This window comes from Paraburkholderia phenazinium (assembly GCF_900100735.1).
GTDB classification, from domain to species: domain Bacteria; phylum Pseudomonadota; class Gammaproteobacteria; order Burkholderiales; family Burkholderiaceae; genus Paraburkholderia; species Paraburkholderia phenazinia.
The window spans coordinates 84007-99469 of record NZ_FNCJ01000012.1; the positions used below are offsets into that span (position 1 = coordinate 84007).

18 protein-coding genes are annotated in these 15463 nt (G+C 62.4%); 10 read left to right on the plus strand and 8 right to left on the minus strand.

From position 1 onward, the window contains the following. Window positions 1-2: 2 nt before the first annotated feature. Window positions 3-1058 carry a beta-keto acid cleavage family enzyme gene (locus BLQ92_RS24415; RefSeq protein ID WP_090687405.1) on the minus strand — a complete coding sequence of 352 codons (1056 nt, stop codon included), beginning with the start codon at window positions 1056-1058 and terminating at the stop codon, window positions 3-5. A gap of 245 nt (window positions 1059-1303) precedes the next feature. Between BLQ92_RS24415 and BLQ92_RS24420 the strand changes: the two genes are divergently transcribed. From BLQ92_RS24420 to BLQ92_RS24435, 4 genes are all read left to right on the plus strand, one after another. Next, on the plus strand, window positions 1304-2305 hold the full coding sequence (locus BLQ92_RS24420; protein WP_090687407.1) for an AraC family transcriptional regulator: 1002 nt from the start codon (window positions 1304-1306) through the stop codon (window positions 2303-2305). A 112-nt stretch (window positions 2306-2417) separates the two neighbouring features. Then, window positions 2418-3047 (plus strand): helix-turn-helix transcriptional regulator, encoded by a 630-nt coding sequence (locus tag BLQ92_RS24425; protein ID WP_090687409.1) that lies wholly within the window; start codon window positions 2418-2420, stop codon window positions 3045-3047. Then, window positions 3037-4008 (plus strand): ornithine cyclodeaminase family protein, encoded by a 972-nt coding sequence (locus tag BLQ92_RS24430; RefSeq protein ID WP_090687412.1) that lies wholly within the window; start codon window positions 3037-3039, stop codon window positions 4006-4008. The genes BLQ92_RS24425 and BLQ92_RS24430 overlap by 11 nt, the downstream gene beginning before the upstream one ends. Before the next feature lie 51 nt (window positions 4009-4059). Continuing rightward, window positions 4060-5022: a threo-3-hydroxy-L-aspartate ammonia-lyase gene (locus tag BLQ92_RS24435; protein ID WP_090687414.1), complete on the plus strand. Its 963-nt coding sequence runs from the start codon at window positions 4060-4062 to the stop codon at window positions 5020-5022. 157 nt (window positions 5023-5179) lie between these two features. Here BLQ92_RS24435 and BLQ92_RS24440 read toward each other — a convergent pair whose 3' ends face one another. After that, on the minus strand, window positions 5180-5983 hold the full coding sequence (locus BLQ92_RS24440; RefSeq protein ID WP_208449355.1) for a DeoR/GlpR family DNA-binding transcription regulator: 804 nt from the start codon (window positions 5981-5983) through the stop codon (window positions 5180-5182). A 32-nt stretch (window positions 5984-6015) separates the two neighbouring features. Here BLQ92_RS24440 and BLQ92_RS24445 point away from each other — a divergent pair, with 32 nt between their 5' ends. Then, window positions 6016-6615: an NUDIX hydrolase gene (locus tag BLQ92_RS24445; RefSeq protein WP_090687417.1), complete on the plus strand. Its 600-nt coding sequence runs from the start codon at window positions 6016-6018 to the stop codon at window positions 6613-6615. Beyond that, entirely contained in the window at window positions 6612-6989 is a 378-nt protein-coding gene (locus tag BLQ92_RS24450; RefSeq protein WP_090687420.1) for a DUF4406 domain-containing protein, read from the plus strand. Before BLQ92_RS24445 ends, BLQ92_RS24450 begins: the two co-directional genes overlap by 4 nt. A 10-nt stretch (window positions 6990-6999) precedes the next feature. Here BLQ92_RS24450 and soxR read toward each other — a convergent pair whose 3' ends face one another. Then, window positions 7000-7485 (minus strand): redox-sensitive transcriptional activator SoxR, encoded by a 486-nt coding sequence (gene soxR, locus BLQ92_RS24455; protein WP_175772357.1) that lies wholly within the window; start codon window positions 7483-7485, stop codon window positions 7000-7002. 85 nt (window positions 7486-7570) lie between these two features. Between soxR and BLQ92_RS24460 the strand changes: the two genes are divergently transcribed. Then, complete coding sequence (locus BLQ92_RS24460; protein ID WP_090687425.1) at window positions 7571-8611, plus strand: questin oxidase family protein; 1041 nt, start codon at window positions 7571-7573, stop codon at window positions 8609-8611. A 50-nt stretch (window positions 8612-8661) separates the two neighbouring features. Here the strand turns inward: BLQ92_RS24460 and BLQ92_RS24465 are convergent, their stop codons facing one another. Beyond that, window positions 8662-9042 (minus strand): tautomerase family protein, encoded by a 381-nt coding sequence (locus tag BLQ92_RS24465; protein WP_090687427.1) that lies wholly within the window; start codon window positions 9040-9042, stop codon window positions 8662-8664. Window positions 9043-9181: 139 nt separating this feature from the next. Here BLQ92_RS24465 and BLQ92_RS24470 point away from each other — a divergent pair, with 139 nt between their 5' ends. Continuing rightward, a complete protein-coding gene (locus tag BLQ92_RS24470) occupies window positions 9182-9376 on the plus strand; it encodes a hypothetical protein (RefSeq protein WP_090687429.1) in 195 nt (64 codons plus the stop codon). 90 nt (window positions 9377-9466) lie between these two features. Here the strand turns inward: BLQ92_RS24470 and BLQ92_RS24475 are convergent, their stop codons facing one another. Beyond that, window positions 9467-11962 (minus strand): FUSC family protein, encoded by a 2496-nt coding sequence (locus BLQ92_RS24475; RefSeq protein ID WP_090687431.1) that lies wholly within the window; start codon window positions 11960-11962, stop codon window positions 9467-9469. Window positions 11963-12140: 178 nt separating this feature from the next. Further along, window positions 12141-12782, minus strand: coding sequence for a VC0807 family protein (locus tag BLQ92_RS24480; protein WP_090687433.1), 642 nt, complete (start codon window positions 12780-12782; stop codon window positions 12141-12143). A gap of 206 nt (window positions 12783-12988) precedes the next feature. Between BLQ92_RS24480 and arfB the strand changes: the two genes are divergently transcribed. Further along, on the plus strand, window positions 12989-13393 hold the full coding sequence (gene arfB / locus BLQ92_RS24485; RefSeq protein WP_090687435.1) for an alternative ribosome rescue aminoacyl-tRNA hydrolase ArfB: 405 nt from the start codon (window positions 12989-12991) through the stop codon (window positions 13391-13393). Between the two features lie 26 nt (window positions 13394-13419). Here arfB and BLQ92_RS24490 read toward each other — a convergent pair whose 3' ends face one another. Beyond that, on the minus strand, window positions 13420-14703 hold the full coding sequence (locus BLQ92_RS24490; RefSeq protein ID WP_090687437.1) for a sensor domain-containing phosphodiesterase: 1284 nt from the start codon (window positions 14701-14703) through the stop codon (window positions 13420-13422). Between the two features lie 12 nt (window positions 14704-14715). Next, a complete protein-coding gene (locus BLQ92_RS24495) occupies window positions 14716-15102 on the minus strand; it encodes a hypothetical protein (protein ID WP_090687439.1) in 387 nt (128 codons plus the stop codon). 39 nt (window positions 15103-15141) lie between these two features. On the opposite strand from BLQ92_RS24495, the gene BLQ92_RS24500 reads away from it, so the two are divergent. Then, complete coding sequence (locus BLQ92_RS24500) at window positions 15142-15432, plus strand: putative quinol monooxygenase (RefSeq protein WP_090687441.1); 291 nt, start codon at window positions 15142-15144, stop codon at window positions 15430-15432. Window positions 15433-15463 lie beyond the last annotated feature (31 nt).

The window sequence follows — 15463 nt, forward strand, 5'->3', positions numbered from 1 at the left end:
TCTTACGCCGTGCGTAGCGGCAGGTTCTTCACGCCGGCGTTGCGGTTCGGCGCCATGCCGTTGGCCGCGAGCGTCTCGTCGGCCGTTTCGTACTGCACGCCGATGCGGTAGATGTCGCGCGCTTCCATGCCGGAGGCAATCTCGCGGCCCAGTTCGCGCGCCACGCGTACGCACTGTTCGATCTGCTGCACTGAAGTCATCCTGTTGCCGTGCTGGTCGATGATCGTGTCTTCGATGCCGCAGCGCGGATGCAGGCCCATGGCCATCGCCATCATGTTGAACGGCAACACGTTCTTGAGCAACGACTCCGCCGTGAGCGTACAGCCGTCCGGCGCGCGGTGCACGAAGTTAAAGAAGTTGAACGGATTCGGGCCATCGAAGCCTCCGCCAATACCGATCCATGTCAGGTTGAGCGGGCCCTTGTAGGCACCCTTGCGCACGAGACGATCGAGTGTCTCGAGCGCATGGATGCCCGTGAGCTGGAAGTGCGGCTGGATGCCCGAGGCCTGCAGGCGACGCAGGTGCTCCTCGACCCAGGCCGGACCCGCAGGTACCGTCATTTCGCTGTAGGCAGCCATCAGCGCGGGGTTGGACAGCGACGTGCCTTCCAGGTACGCGGGATAGAGCAATTCCATGATGTTCATCTGCGTGGTGTTGATCGCGACCGTCACCTGATCGGGCTTCGGGTCGAGATCGGCCAGCATGTGGCGCGTGTCGTCGGACAGCCACTTCGCGGCCTGGCCGTCATCTTCCGGTGCAAACGAGATCGAGCCTCCGACCTGGATGATCATGTCAGGCACGGCCGCGCGCACACCGGCGATGAGTTCGTTGAATTTCGACAGACGCTTGGAGCCCTTGCCATCCAGTTCACGCACGTGCAGATGCAGGACGGTCGCGCCGGCGTTGTAGCAGTCCACGGCCTTCTGGATCTGCTCCTGCATCGTCACCGGAATGTCTTCCGGAAAATCCTCAGGCATCCATTCCGGGCCGTACGGAGCGGTCGTGATGACGACCTTGTCCTGGTTCTCGGGGTGCAGCGAATCGTCGAGGAATTGCATCGTGTTCTCCAATAAGGGGACGGTATTCCGACGCTCGCGGCACGGCTGCCGCATGAAAACTGGTCGGAACATGATGAACCGTTGAGGCCCACAATACGGCAATCCTGCGTTACACTTTTGTGATTGGACGCCATTCTTTTAGTATTTCATGCCACTGCGCGTTAACACCGACGTTAGCGCGCAGTGGGCATTTTCACTACCGGACGGCGAGGGGTAGCCCGTCCGACGCGCGCGGAGGCTTGTTGATGGAATCGATGCTGCGATCGGTAGCCATGAGCGGCTATTTCGACGTGACGCGGCGGCTCGGACTGAACCCGGTCGAGCTTGCGCAGCAGGTCGGGATCGATACCGCGGCGCTTGCGAATCCGGACGATCGCATTCCGGCCGCCGCCGCGTGCCGGCTGCTGGAAGTGACGGCCGAAAAGGCGTCGTGCCCGACCTTCGCGCTGCAGATGGCCGAGACCCGGCAGAAATTCGGTACGGGTGTGGTCAATGTCCTGCTCGCCCACAAGCGCACGCTGCGCGAGGTGTTGCTGGCGACGGCCGAATACCGGCATCTATTGAACGAAGCCCTGGCTGTGTACGTCGAGGACGTAGGCGAAACGGTCACCATCCGTGAAGAATTGGTCGTCGAACCGGGTACCCCAACGAATCAGGCGATCGAACTCGCGGTCGGGGTCCTGTGGCGCCACTCCAGCGCGCTGCTCGGCGATCACTGGAAACCACGCTCCGTTCATTTCGTGCATCAGGGACCGAAAGACCTGACGTTTCATCGACGATTCTTCGGCTGCCCGCTGGAGTTCGGCAGCGATTTCAACGGCTTTGTGTGTGCGGCCGCCGAACTCGACTACCCGAATCCTGCCGCCGACCCGGAACTGGTGCGATATGCCGAGAGCCTCGCGGATTCACTCAACGCGGCGGGTGTCGATTCGACCGCGCTGGAAGTGCGCAAGGCAATCTACTTGCTGCTGCCCCTCGAGCAGGCCACCGTCGAGCTGGTTGCCCGCCACTTACGTCTGAGCGTTCGCACCATGCAGCGCCAACTTGAAGTGGCGCATACCAGCTTCTCGCATCTGGTCGAGGAAGTCAGGCGCGAACTGGCCGTGCGCTATATGAGCAACCCGCGCTATCCCATCGGGCGAGTTTCCGCACTGCTAGGCTATTCACAGCAGGGCTCCTTTACGAACTGGTTTAATTCACGCTTTGGCGTGACGCCGCGCGACTGGCGCAATAGCCATTTGAAATGACGGCAGTGTGCCTGCGAAGATTTCGGCCGCGACGGCCTGTTCTCTATCGGACGTCCAACGCCATGAGTTTTGGGAATTTGACAGAAATTCCAGTAATGGATATTATGTCTAAATGCCAAATCCATCCAAAGAGCAGCAACTTCTGGTCGAGCAACTGAAGCAGGTAGCGAAAGGGTTGGGAGAAACCTTCGCGCCATTCTGCGAGGTGGTGGTCCACGATCTGCTGCATGCCGACCACGCAATCGTCGCGATCCACAACAACCTGTCGGGAAGGGAGGAGGGCGACCCCGTAACCGAGTTGGGTCTCGCACGGATTGCAGACGAGACGTATCCGCAGGTCATCGCAAACTACGGCAACCTGTTCGCCGACGGCCGGCAAGTAAAAAGCACGTCAATCGGCATCAAGGACTCTGCCGGCCGCTATGTGGCCGCACTTTGCCTCAACGTCGATCTAACGCTGTTTGGCACCTTGCAAAACATGCTCGGCCAGTTCGTGAGTACCGATGACACGGCGGGCGTCAAGGAGTCTCTCGACCCGCCGGGCGCGGATGGAATCAGGCAGCGCATCGACCAGTTCGCCGCCCGCCTCGCGACTACGCCGCGAGCGTTGAAGGCGGCAGAGCGGCGCGCGCTCATGAACGAGCTTCGGGAGTCAGGCAGCATGGAAGTGCGGCGTGCGATGGAAATCGTCGCGCTCCATTTGGGCGTATCGCGAGCGACGGTGTACAACGATGCCAAATGACGCGCGCTTAGTACTGCTAGACAAAAACGTCGTCGAGTCTCTGTTGCTCCCTGACGATGTGCTCGCGGCGGTACGCGAAGCCTTGGTTCTACACAGCCAACGAGAAGGGCGTGTTTTTCCGGTCGTCCGGGAGCGGCTTGCCACGGGCGGTGTATTTGGCATCAAGTCGGGCGACGTACCGGCTCAAAACCTGCTTGGCTTTAAGGCCGCGGGGTTCTGGCCAGGCAACCGGGGGCTCGGTGGTGAGACTCACCAGGCCACGATCGTTTTGATCGACCCCGCAACCGGACGCCCCGCTTGCATCGTCGACGGCAACGCGGTAACGACCCTGCGCACCGGCGCGGCAGGCGGTTTGGGCTTGCAGCAACTTGCTCGCCCTGACAGTTCGAGCGTTTGTCTGTTCGGCACAGGCGTGCAAGCCAAGGTGCAGTTGACGTTCGCTCTCCGGCTCATGCCAACGCTGGAAAAAATCCGCTATGTGACCGCGACGGGTGAGCGGGATCCGGCATTTGAAGCGTCCTTCGCCGCTCGTTGCGACATCGCGCTGGCGCCGGAGCGCAATGCTGCGGTTGCGCAGAGCGACGTGGTCATCACTGCGACGCCAGGCGCCGCAGCGCTCTTCGATCTGGAGGCGGTACGGCCAGGAACGCACCTGAACTGCGTGGGTGCCGACACCAAAGGAAAACGTGAGCTTCCCGATGGTCTTCTGCAGCGCGTTCACCTGTTCGTCGACGATCGCACGCAAGCGAGCCAGATCGGCGAGGCCCAGTGGGCGCCCGATACACCGAGCATCGAACTCGGCGATCTGTTGACCAACCATGCTCAATTCAATCGCGGGCGCGATGACATCACCGTATTCGACATGACGGGTCTCGCGCTTCAAGACTTGACCGTCGCCCGCATGCTGTTTGACCGCGCTCGCGAGTCAAATCTTGGCAGCGCACTTTCATGGCCGTGGTGACAGGCCGGGACCCACGCGTCGTCCGACGCACCGAACTATTGATGGAATGACATGCTGAATCTTCCGACTTACATGGACGTTGCCGCCGCCGCAAAGCGAATCGAAGGCAAGGCGAACCGGACTCCTGTCATGACTTCGCGCACAGCCAACGAGGAGATGGGCGCCGAAGTTTTCTTCAAGTGCGAAAACTACCAGCGCATGGGCGCATTCAAGTTCCGCGGTGCGATGAACGCGCTGTCGAAATTCGACGAGCGCCAGCGTGCTGCCGGCGTGGTTGCCTTTTCCTCCGGCAATCATGCGCAGGCCATCGCGCTGTCGGCGAAACTGCTTGGGATTCCCGCGACCATCGTCATGCCGCTCGATGCTCCCGCCGCCAAAGTCGCAGCGACCAAAGCTTATGGTGGAAACGTGGTGACCTACGACCGTTATACCGAAGATCGTGAAGAGATCGGCCGGAACCTCGCTGTTAAACACGGAATGACGTTGATTCCGCCGTACGACCATCCGGATGTCATCGCAGGCCAGGGCACCGCAGCCAAAGAGCTGATCGAAGAGGTCGGGAGCCTCGACGCGTTGTTTGTCTGTCTCGGTGGCGGTGGCTTGCTGTCAGGATCGGCGCTCGCGGCGCGCGAACTTGCGCCGGACTGCAAGATTTATGGCGTGGAGCCGGAGGCTGGCAACGACGGTCAGCAATCGTTCAGATCCGGCTCAATCGTTCACATCGAGACCCCGAAGACGATCGCAGATGGCGCTCAGACCCAGCATCTGGGCCAATATACCTTCCAGATCATCAAGCGGGATGTCGATGACATTCTTACCGCTACGGACGATCAGCTAGTGGCCTGCATGCGATTCTTCGCAGAGCGTATGAAAATGGTCGTCGAACCCACCGGTTGTCTCGGCTTCGCGGCAGCGCGTGAAATGAAGAGCCAGTTGCAGGGCAAGCGGGTCGGTGTGATTGTGAGCGGCGGCAATGTCGATATGGAGCGGTACAGCGCCTTCCTTGCCGGCTAGAACCAGCCTATCAAACCGGGGGCAAACGCGGTGGCGTGGCCCCAGTCATTTTTTTGAACCCAGCGCCGTTCGTCCGCGCCATTGGTCAGTACGCGACGGTGGCACTGCCCTGTCTCTGACCCACTAAATTTCCGCCTGGCACCGCGTAGACAAGACATCAAGCGCGAACCACGCTCACTCCGGCGGCTTCGAGTGCGTCTGTCAACGCGGTATCGGTCTCCCGCTCGACCACGATCGTCTGCGCAAGCGTCACGTCGCCTATCGAATAGGCCGACGCGGCATTGAGCTTGTCCATCGAAGCCAGCACGACGGTCTCAGCCGCCCGTGCGGCAAGCGCTCGTTTCACATAGGCCTCTTCGAGATCGCCCGTACTCAACCCCGCCGTGGGATGAACGCCGGTGACGCCCATGAAGTAGATATCGGCGTGGATGTGCGACATGGCTTCGATCGCTGCTGCACCGACGTTCACGATCGAGTGCTTGTACAGCCGGCCGCCGATCATGATCACGTCAATCGACGGATGATCGACCAGCGCAACCGCAACCGTCGGACTGTGCGTGACGACAGTCGCCGCCAGCGAGCGGGGGATGTGCTTCACGAGTTCGGCGGAGGTCGTTCCGCCATCGATGATGACAATCTGCCCCGGCGCAATCATGGACGCGGCCGCGATGCCGATGGCGCGCTTGCCTGTCGACTCGAGCGCACGTCTTTCCGAGAACGAAGCAACCGCCGACGAGGCGGGTAACGCCCCGCCGTGAACCCGTTGCAGCAGTCCCTCGGCAGCCAGTTCGCGCAGGTCGCGCCGGATGGTGTCCTCCGACACGCCGAAGGTCGCCGCTAGCGGTGCGGCCAGCACCTGTCCGTCTTGAGCCAGCAATTGCAGGATCGTCTGCTTGCGTTGTGAGGTCAACATGGGTTTGCACGTTTTTTCTTGATATTGCACGAAACTGCACGATATCATGAGTGCTCCTCTTTCGCTAGTTGGAGCATTCCGTGACTGCAACGCAAGACCGTGTGCGCATCATCGATACCACCGTGCTGTCGGACGATTGGTATGTGTTGAAGAAGACCACCTTCGATTTCCAGCGGCGCGATGGCAGCTGGCAGCGGCAGAGCCGCGAAACGTACGATCGCGGCAACGGTGCGACGATCCTGTTGCTCGACCGCGCAAGGAGGACGGTGATACTGACTCGCCAGTTCAGGTTGCCGGCATTCGTGAATGGCCACGACGGGATGATGCTGGAAGCTGCGGCGGGGCTGCTCGACAACGCGTCGCCGGAGGAGCGTATCCGTGCCGAGGCAGAGGAGGAAACGGGCTATCGGGTGCGCGACGTGCAGAAGGTGTTCGAGGCGTACATGAGCCCGGGCTCGGTGACGGAGAAGCTGCACTTTTTCATCGCTGAATACGACGCAGCGTCGCGCATCGGTGCTGGCGGCGGCATCGAAGCCGAGGGAGAGGATCTCGAAGTGATCGAGCTAACGCTTGACGAGGCGCTCACGGCAGTGCGCCACGGGGAAATCGTGGATGCCAAGACGATCATGCTTTTGCAGCATGCGGCGCTGAGCGAACTGATGGAGCCGCGTACAAAATGAGTCCACAACTGATCCTTATTGCCGGCCCGTATCGCAGCGGCACGCAGGGCGACCCCGAACGCATCGCACTGAACCTCAAGCGGCTGGAACAGAGCGCGCTGCAAGTCTATCGGCGAGGCCATATGCCGATGATCGGCGAGTGGGTGGCGCTTCCTTTGGCGGCCGTGGCCGGTTCGCAAGCGCTCGACGATGCAATTAGCGAGGCATTCCTGTATCCGGTCGCCGCCCGGCTGATTGAGCAGTGCGACGCCGTGTTGCGCATTGAAGGCGAATCGACCGGCGCGGACAATGACGTGCGGCTAGCGCGTCAGCTCGGCAAGCCAGTGCATTGGAGCGTCGACGATATACCGGCTGCCCACGGACCTTCCTCCTGAACGCAGCGCGCTACCGCGCTTCCTTCTGATGTTCCTCCGCCAGCACCGCGCGCGAGGTGTCGCCCATCAGATACCGGGCGCCGCTCCCGCGCCGTTGGACAATGTCTTCGGGGTTGTAGAGCGCGCACGATTTCAGTGACAGGCATCCGCAGCCCACGCAGGACGCCAGTTGGTCGCGCAACGCGATCAGCCCGTCTATGCGTTGCTGGAGCAGAGGCTGCCACGCGCGTGAGAGACGCTCCCAATCGTGTTTGGTCGGCGTGCGCTGCCCGGGCAAGGTATCGAGAGCGGAGCGAATCTCCGAGAGGTCCAAACCCACTGCCTGCGCCGCGCGGATAAAACCGATCCGGCGCAGCGTGTCCCTCCGGTACTGACGATGACCGCCGTCGGTCCGGGTACTGCTGACCAGTCCTTGCGCCTCATAGAACCGGATCGCGCTCGGCGCCACGCCCGAGCGTTTTGCAAGCTCGCCAATGGTGAGGATCGTCTCGGTCATGAAGCATCCAGGTATTTTCGCTTGACTTAAAGTCTACTTTAACTTTGACAATGAGGCTTCCTTCCTGTGATCGTGAGACCGCAACATGCCAAACGACGCTGTTCGCCTCAAACTGCGTGAGCTTCTGGACGCCAATGCACGCTTTAGCCTTGCGGCTAGAGGCACGACCAACCATTGTCCGATGGCGCTGGTTGCATTGGCCGAGATGGGGGCGTCGACAGCCCGCTTGCAGGCGTTCTTCGATATGTGGGAGCGCGAGTACGCGTTGACTGCGCCGCGTGTCGAGACGGTTATTTCGCGCGATGAATGGGCGCAGCATGTGGGCGAGAGTTCGGCGTTCGGGTCGTTGCGGCTTTGCTTTCTCGGCTGGATCGCTGACGTCGGCTACCTTCCTGTGATGACTGCGGTATTCGAAGAGATTCCCTTCGCTCCGGCAAGCGGTGCATTCCATGCGCTGATCCGGCTGGCTTACGGCATCGAGGCAGCGCACGCCGGCGAGATTGCCGCCGGTCTCGCAGCGTTGGTGTCGTCGCATCTGTATGTTGACGCACCCATCGACGCAAGGGACCCTGCAGTGAGTGCTACGGCGGGATTCGAACGCGTTGCCAAGGCGATGGGCGAGGGCGTTGTCGCCGGCAATTCCATCACATCGCGGTTGCGCGCCGTTGCTGCGGACGTGCGATTCAAGGAGGCCCTGCTGGTGCCGCCTGCAGCTTCGCCGTTGCTCGACGAACTCGCTCGGGCGACGATCAATGCGTATTGGCGGCGCCCCGACTTCACCGTGCTGCACACCGTGACCGGGACGCACGCTGCACGAATCGTCTTCGCCGAGTTGCCGGAGACGCTGGTCAACCGGTTACTGCCGGGCTTCTGGGTGGCACTGTGCGCCGCCTATGCAAGCGTCGGGACGGGGGCCAGCGTTCGGACCGGGGCGGATACGCGGGACGTCGCACTTGACTGGCGTGAGGTGTGCCGGATGGCGGTCGCTTCGGACGACGACCACGTGATCAAGATGACCTACACGTGCCTGTGCGAAGACCGTCGATCTCCATCGCCGCTGTACCTCGCGTCCGCAACGAGGCTGGTATCGGCATCGCTGGTGGAATCGGACTCTGCGCGAAGATAGGGATGCACTGCAGATGGTCGCTCATAAACTGGCCAGGCTGCCCTTACGCCTCACGACGGATGTTGGCGCCGGTACTCTTGCGTAACTCCACCGTACCCATACCCCGTCGCGCTGCACTCGACCACATGAACGTTTGAATGCGGATGGGCGTTGCCTAAAAGCTTCGACAGTAGTTCGAACGCGGCCTTGTGATAGTCCGCGATCTGAAACCTGGTGTTCGTCCCTTCCGCAATCGACACCGTCAGGCGGAACGAGTTTTTAGCGAGTTCGGCGAGCGAGCGTTCATTGATGAACCAGTGTTCGGGCGCAAAGTACTGAATCGCCACTGTCGTGTTCAGCGGCTTCTTGTCGAGCAGCGAACACGTAAGGCAGGTCAGTTCGCGCGCTACCGTCCGGGAAAGTTCTGGATTGGCCGTACCGGAGAGATTCATCTGGGGTCGGGTGCCAAGCCGTGGGACAGACGTGCGATTGCAGGCAGATGCCGGCTATGTGCGTATGCAAGCCACGTGCAAGCCGGGTGGGCGTAGAATGCCAGCCTTCCAGGACATTACCCGAGAGTCGAGCCGCCTCATGAACGAACCGCGCAAGAAGAACCCGACCTTTGGCATCGCCGTGTTTATCGTGATCGCGGTATTGCTGGTGATTGCGACGCTTCTCTACAACGCGATCAGCGGCAAGCGCGAGTTCGACCGCGAGAACGCCGAGACCCCGGTCGTTGCTTCAACCGCAGCAGCGGCAGCCGCTGCGAGCGGCGCGTCGCAATGATGCGCTAAGCGAGGCGCGCAAGCGGTTGTGTACGTACGCACCGCTTTAGCGCCGCTTTGCCTCCATTATGCGAGCCTAACCCAAGCTCGCTTACTCGTCCGGTAGCCGGATCACGCTCGCGTCCTTGCGGATCAGGTTGGCTGCCGCAAGCATCTGCTTGCACTGGTGCGCGAGCAGTTTCAGTTCATGCACGGCGTCTGCAGAGTAGTCCGCCGATTTCTCGGCTTCGACCACCATTGCATCGAGTTCGCGCCCGAGCTGTTTGGTGAGCTCGACCTGCTCGGCCGGCGCTGCCGTGCCGGCCTCGGCTTCGGTGAGGTTGTCCCGCACCACGCTGAGCACGCGTTGCAGCGGTTGCAGGGAGATGCTCTCCTGCTGCTGTGCCGAGGTCCGCAACAAGGGCGCGGCCGCCGTGATCTGCGAGGCCAGCGCGTGACTGCGCACCAGCAGATCGTTGAGCTCAGGGACAAACTTCTGTGCCGCCTTTGGCTCCAGCATCATCCGCTGGAATGCCTGTCCCAGATTGGCAAATGCCACATGCACGTTTTTGCGTGCGAGGCGGTAACGGTAGTCGCGCTCGAGCGCAACCGCTGCGGCAGAGGCGGCGGGCGTGGTTGGCGCGGCAGATGCGGCTGCCGGGGTGGGTGACGAGGCTGGCGGGGTTGGCGGGGTTGGCGGGGCTAAAGGGGCCGCCGAGCCAGGTGCGCTTGATGTACCGCCGCCGCTCGCCCCAACCGAAGCAAGCTTCGCCGCCCCAAAGCTCGCCCCGCCAAATCCTGCGGCGCCGAAACTCCCCGCCGGGTCCGCCATCGCTGCCGCGGGTGCGCGTGCACCGGCCTCGGTCACGACCGCCGTGGCGACCGGAACCGGCTTGCCACCCCACCACCAGCTTGCTTCCAGATATTGCCGGGTCGCAGCAATCATGCTGTTGACGAGCTTGCCCATCAACCGGTATTCCCAGTAGGGGAACAGGTGGCTGGCAGCAATCGCTATCGCGCAGCCGACCACCGTGTCGATGGCCCGCTCGCCGATGATGCGCATGCTGCCCGGCGCAAGCAGGTGGAACATCAGCAGCACGTACGCCGAGGTGAACACGACGCTCGCCGTGTAGTTGAAGAGCAGCAGGCTGTAGCTCATCACCATCGAGGCAAACATCACGACCAGCAGGATGTGCGGTTCCTTCACGAACACCATCAACGCGATACTCGCCGCGCAGCCGATCAGCGTGCCGATAATCCGCTGTCCGTTACGCTGCTTGGTGAGCGAATAGCCGGGCTTCAGAATGATGACGGTGGTCATCACGATCCAGTACGCATTGGTGAGCGGTAACAGCCGCCCGAGCCAGAAGCCGACGGCCACCGCGATCGTCACGCGCAACGCGTGACGGAAGCTCGGCGAGGCCATGGTCAGGTTCGAGAAGATCTGCCCGAACGGCACCCGCCGGCTCGACACGAAGCGCGTCAGCGCCTGGTCGAGGCGCAGTTCGGTTTCGGTGGTGCGGGCTTCGCTGGAGAGGCTCTTGCGCATCTTGTCGATCAGGCGCGTCGCGCTCCAGATGCGCCGGAAGGTAGCCGACACCGCCGAATACGCTTCCGGGTTCTTCGCCGGCATATCGTGCTTGCGCATCAGCTCGATTTCGAACTCGATGGCGCGCAATTCGGCCTTTACATTGACGCGGTTGCGCGGCGGCTGGTTCTGCAGCACGGCGAGGCCGATTTCTTCGAGGTCGGCCGCCGCCTTGCGGATCAGGTCGCGATAGAACGTCAGCATGTCCGAGCCGCCGAAGGTGTTGCGCACCATCGGGTAATCGGTATGGGCGCCGACGAACAGTTCGTGCAGGTCGACCGTGTTGATGAACAGGTTGAACAGCATGGCGCGGCGCGGTTCGAGCTTGCCGGTCTTGAGCTTGGGCAGGTTGCGCAGCACGATGTCGCGCGCCGCGTCCTGACGCTCGACCGCGGCGATCTGCTTGGCGACCAGATTGCGGTAGCACTCGTCGAGCTCGTTATCGAGGTCGTAGAAGTCGGACCGTGCGAGCAGATAGTCCGCGCAGGCGAACACACTTTCGGCGAGCGCCTGCTGTTCGATGCGGTGCATCTGCCAGCGGCTCACAAAGGTGGACCAGTAGGTGTACCACAGACCGCCTGCCAGAATCCAGGCTGCGTTGACGAGTGCCTGCAGCGGGGTGAAGTGCTCTTCAAGCGTCATGATCATCATGAAGAGCGTGGCGAAGCTGATCTGCGGCCAGCGGTTGCCATACACGACGATCAGCGAGAGCACGAAAGTGAGCGGCACCACCGTGCACCACAGGGCGACCGGGTTGACGGTGGCGAGGCCGGTAGCGAGCGCCGACAGGAAGCCGATCACGCTACACGCCAGCATTTCGTTGTGCTTGTACTTGAGCGGACCCGGCATGTCGACCACGCATGCGCCGAGCGCGCCGGTCGCAATCGTGAAGCCTAGCTCCTGATCGTGGAACAGCAGCAGGCAAATGACGGCCGGTAACGAGACGCCGACCGCGATCCGCAGGCCGCCATAAAAGTACTGGCTATATAGGAATTTTTTGATCTCGACCGAATAGCGCATCGACTGCCTGGAGTTTTCGTACCACGACAAAAATGAGACTGCAGGGAAGCCCCAAACCGGTGATGAGTCTAACTGATTTTATGGCTCATCTGACCTCGTCCGTTCGGCCAGCTTATGTCGTGTCGATGCGTTTGCTATGCTGTTCTTCAAGCGTCGTGCGAAGGGTTGCCGGCGCGGCTCAGCCGGGCATGCTGTTCGCCTGCGCCGTCGCGACGGCGCGCTCGCGCAAGGTTTTGCGGTACCACAGCGTCCAGACCATCAGCGCGCCGTAAATGCCGTAGCCGATGAAAGGCGAGATCACCAGGAAGCGCTCGATCGGCCAGGTCCACGCCATCCAGGAGCGTAAGAGCGTCTCTCCTGTGAGACCCACGCCCCACACTGCGGTCATCATACGCATCGCCGTGGCGAAGGAAGGGCGCTCGTCGATCAGCGCGGTGAGCCGCGCGGCGCCGTCCGCCTGTTCGCGGGCCACCGTGGCGCGGGCCAGATAGAAGATGAGTGGGCGGCGCAGCGGCAGCGAGAGCAGAAACGCCACGCCGATCGCACCGGACACCAGCGATTCGCGTAGCAGCAACATGCGCGGGCTGCCGCCCAGCGCCATCGCGCAGATCGACAGCACAATGCCTGCCAGCACGATCACGCTAAGTGCGTCGACGCGCCTGAAGCGCGCCAGTTCGACGAGGCTCCAGATCACCGGCGGCACGGCCGAGGCGATCAGGCCGCCGGTCTCGCCCCAATGGGGCGCCGCGAACCGGTAGGCTAGCCACGGCAGCAGGAAGTTGACTACCAGCTCAAGCAGGAAAGCAGGGCGCAGTTTCATATTAATTTACGTTGTAAGCGATAGATGCGAGTATCGGCGAGGTCGCAACGTTCGGCAACTTTTTTTGTGCATCGGTTCGGCTTGCCGATAGTGCTTTGCGTGGCGCTCGCGAGAGTCCCGCCGCGCCGCGCTCCGCGGGTTTCGTCGTGCGAGACGGCCGCCGGGTGCGTGTGTACACTTGCGGTTCGTTGCTCCCTATCCACGCCATGACACCCCGTTATCCGATCCCGCCCAATGAAGTCGAACTGACCGCCGTCCGCGCGCAAGGGGCGGGCGGGCAGAACGTCAACAAGGTTTCCAGTGCGATTCATCTGCGCTTCGATGTGCGTGCGTCGTCGCTGCCCGACGTTCTGAAGATGCGCTTGCTCGCCCTGTCGGATCGCCGGCTCACGCGCGATGGCGTGGTCATCATCAAGGCGCAGGAACATCGCACCCAGGAGATGAATCGTGCCTCAGCGCTGGCGCGGCTCGACGAACTGATTCAGAGCGTCAGCGTGACCCGCACCCCGCGCGTCGCCACCCGCCCGACGCGCGCCTCGAACCGGCGCCGGCTCGATACCAAGGCGCGGCGCGGCGAGATCAAATCGGGGCGCTCGCGAGTGGAAGATTGAGCGAGGGAGGCGGGGAGGGCTGTGGCTCAGCGCCTGCGCGGGCTGGGCGTGCTGCGGGCGCCGGGAATGAAATCGACGCACAGTATGATGGTCTTGCTGTCGCGCTCGAGCGTGACGGCAGCCGTGTAGCAATCTTCGCCGTCGATCAGCGAGTAGTGCGGCCCCATCATGGCGACCCGGCCCGGTGCGGCCAGCGCATGCTTGAAGTAAGCCCGGCGCGACCAGTTGCTGCGCGTCGTCGCCAGAAGCGGTGCGAGCCGCTGGGGAGGCGGCGGCACGGAAGGGGCGCAGATGGACGGCAGGGTTTGCTCGCCCTGGTCGTCGGTGACGAACACGCGGCGCGCTTCGGGAATCGGAAACACGAGTTGTGCTGCCTGCGCCAGGTCGCCGCTCGCGGCGAAGCGGTGGGATGCCGCCAGCACTGCTTCGGCAAAGCCCTCGAAGCCGAGGCGTTGGTGGCGCGCGTGCTTGCGTTCGAAGTCGGCGAACTTGCGCCACATCGAGTCGATCAGTGCGGGTACCTTTGCACATGCCGCCTGCACGGAGCCCTTCGGCTGGCCGAGCCAGAAGCCCTGCACGAAGTCCACGTCGGCCTGCATCAGGATCATCAGTTCGTCGTCGGTTTCGACCCCTTCGGCCAGCACCAGCGTTCCCGACTGATGCAGCATGGCGATCAGGTGGCCAATCAGCGACTCGTCGCCCTGGCGTTTGCCGGCGCGCGCCACCAGCGAGCGGTCCAGCTTGACGATGTCGGGACGGAAGCGCCACACCCGGTCGAAGTTCGAGAAGCCGGTGCCGAAGTCGTCGATCGCAATCAGAAAGTCGCGCGGCTGGGACGCGGCCAGCATGCTGGCGACGGCCGATTCGTCGTCGGCCGGCTGCTCGAGCACCTCGATCACAATGCGTTCCTGCGGCAGTCCGAAATGTGATGACAATTCGTCGATAAAGGCCCGTTGCGGCCAACCGGTTTCGAACACCTGTGGCCGGGTGTTGAGGAACAACCAGCCGACCGGAACGTTTTGCTCCATGAAGTTGGCGACGTGCAGGCAGCGGGCGATCCGATCCAGCTCGCGCGCCTCGCTCGCCGAACGGGTGCCCGAGAACAGCACGTCGGGCGAGACCGGTAGCCCGACCGGGTCGACGGCGCGCAACAGCGCTTCATAACCGACGATGCGTTGATGGGTAATGGACAGCACGGGCTGAAACACGCTGTGCAGCGTGAGGGCCCGCCATGTGGCGGTCCAGCCGGATTCTTCGTGCACCAGGTGGGGCAGAAGGCCGCTGAGCGTCAGTTCTTCGACTGTGGGCATGGTGGCGTGGTCTCAGGCGTGCGATGCGATGCGCAACGAAGTCCTGCGCCGCACCGGCACGCAGGCCGTGGCGTTGGCAGGGCGAAGACGCTGCCCGAAGAGACGGAGCTCGATTCCAGCCACGCTGGCCTCCGACTGATTGGTCGAAAAACAGTCTAGCAGCTCGAACTTCGCGTGAATGTACGGGTTATCACACTCGCACAAAGCCCGCTGCCATATGGGTTCAACGCTAGCACGCGGGTGCGGCGGATGCACGCCAAACTCCAGGCTGCGTCCTCGGCGGTCCGGTGTGCTGCGTCCTTTGTGCAGATGTTTGCGGCGCTCGCCTACCACCTGCGCATTGTCGAATTCGCCTGCCGGATCTGCCTGCCGTAAGCGCTGCGCCAGCAGGTTTGCCACCCGGCAGGTATCCTGCTGATTTCCAGGACGGAGCTCAGCATGACGGAAATTGCGGTAGTGGCAATCTCAGTGGCAAAACCGGGTCATGAAGAGAAATTGCGCGTGGCGCTTGAAGGTATCGTCGGTCCGACACGCAAGGAGCCGGGCGCGCTTCAGTACGACCTGCATCGCGATGTAAGCGAGCCGCGCCGCTTTGTGTTCGTCGAACGTTGGGAAAGCAGGGAGGCGCTTGCCGCGCACGCGAAGTCAGCCCATATCGAGGCCTACATAAAGGCCGTCGCGGATTGGGTCGAACATTCGGAACTTCGCGTCATAGAGAAGATTGCCTGACGCGGGATCTTGTCTGCCAGGGCGGCAGCCA

What these genes read in the sequence shown, in the direction of transcription:
- soxR (WP_175772357.1), bottom strand. Translation starts at nt 7,485, where the DNA reads ATGACCGAGACGATCCTCACCATTGGCGAGCTTGCAAAACGCTCGGGC.
- BLQ92_RS24440 (WP_208449355.1), bottom strand. Translation starts at nt 5,983, where the DNA reads ATGATATCGTGCAGTTTCGTGCAATATCAAGAAAAAACGTGCAAACCC.
- BLQ92_RS24415 (WP_090687405.1), bottom strand. Translation starts at nt 1,058, where the DNA reads ATGCAATTCCTCGACGATTCGCTGCACCCCGAGAACCAGGACAAGGTC.
- BLQ92_RS24420 (WP_090687407.1), top strand. Translation starts at nt 1,304, where the DNA reads ATGGAATCGATGCTGCGATCGGTAGCCATGAGCGGCTATTTCGACGTG.
- BLQ92_RS24500 (WP_090687441.1), top strand. Translation starts at nt 15,142, where the DNA reads ATGACGGAAATTGCGGTAGTGGCAATCTCAGTGGCAAAACCGGGTCAT.
- BLQ92_RS24465 (WP_090687427.1), bottom strand. Translation starts at nt 9,042, where the DNA reads ATGAATCTCTCCGGTACGGCCAATCCAGAACTTTCCCGGACGGTAGCG.
- BLQ92_RS24480 (WP_090687433.1), bottom strand. Translation starts at nt 12,782, where the DNA reads ATGAAACTGCGCCCTGCTTTCCTGCTTGAGCTGGTAGTCAACTTCCTG.
- BLQ92_RS24475 (WP_090687431.1), bottom strand. Translation starts at nt 11,962, where the DNA reads ATGCGCTATTCGGTCGAGATCAAAAAATTCCTATATAGCCAGTACTTT.
- BLQ92_RS24490 (WP_090687437.1), bottom strand. Translation starts at nt 14,703, where the DNA reads ATGCCCACAGTCGAAGAACTGACGCTCAGCGGCCTTCTGCCCCACCTG.
- BLQ92_RS24435 (WP_090687414.1), top strand. Translation starts at nt 4,060, where the DNA reads ATGCTGAATCTTCCGACTTACATGGACGTTGCCGCCGCCGCAAAGCGA.
- BLQ92_RS24430 (WP_090687412.1), top strand. Translation starts at nt 3,037, where the DNA reads ATGCCAAATGACGCGCGCTTAGTACTGCTAGACAAAAACGTCGTCGAG.
- BLQ92_RS24425 (WP_090687409.1), top strand. Translation starts at nt 2,418, where the DNA reads ATGCCAAATCCATCCAAAGAGCAGCAACTTCTGGTCGAGCAACTGAAG.
- BLQ92_RS24460 (WP_090687425.1), top strand. Translation starts at nt 7,571, where the DNA reads ATGCCAAACGACGCTGTTCGCCTCAAACTGCGTGAGCTTCTGGACGCC.
- BLQ92_RS24470 (WP_090687429.1), top strand. Translation starts at nt 9,182, where the DNA reads ATGAACGAACCGCGCAAGAAGAACCCGACCTTTGGCATCGCCGTGTTT.
- arfB (WP_090687435.1), top strand. Translation starts at nt 12,989, where the DNA reads ATGACACCCCGTTATCCGATCCCGCCCAATGAAGTCGAACTGACCGCC.
- BLQ92_RS24450 (WP_090687420.1), top strand. Translation starts at nt 6,612, where the DNA reads ATGAGTCCACAACTGATCCTTATTGCCGGCCCGTATCGCAGCGGCACG.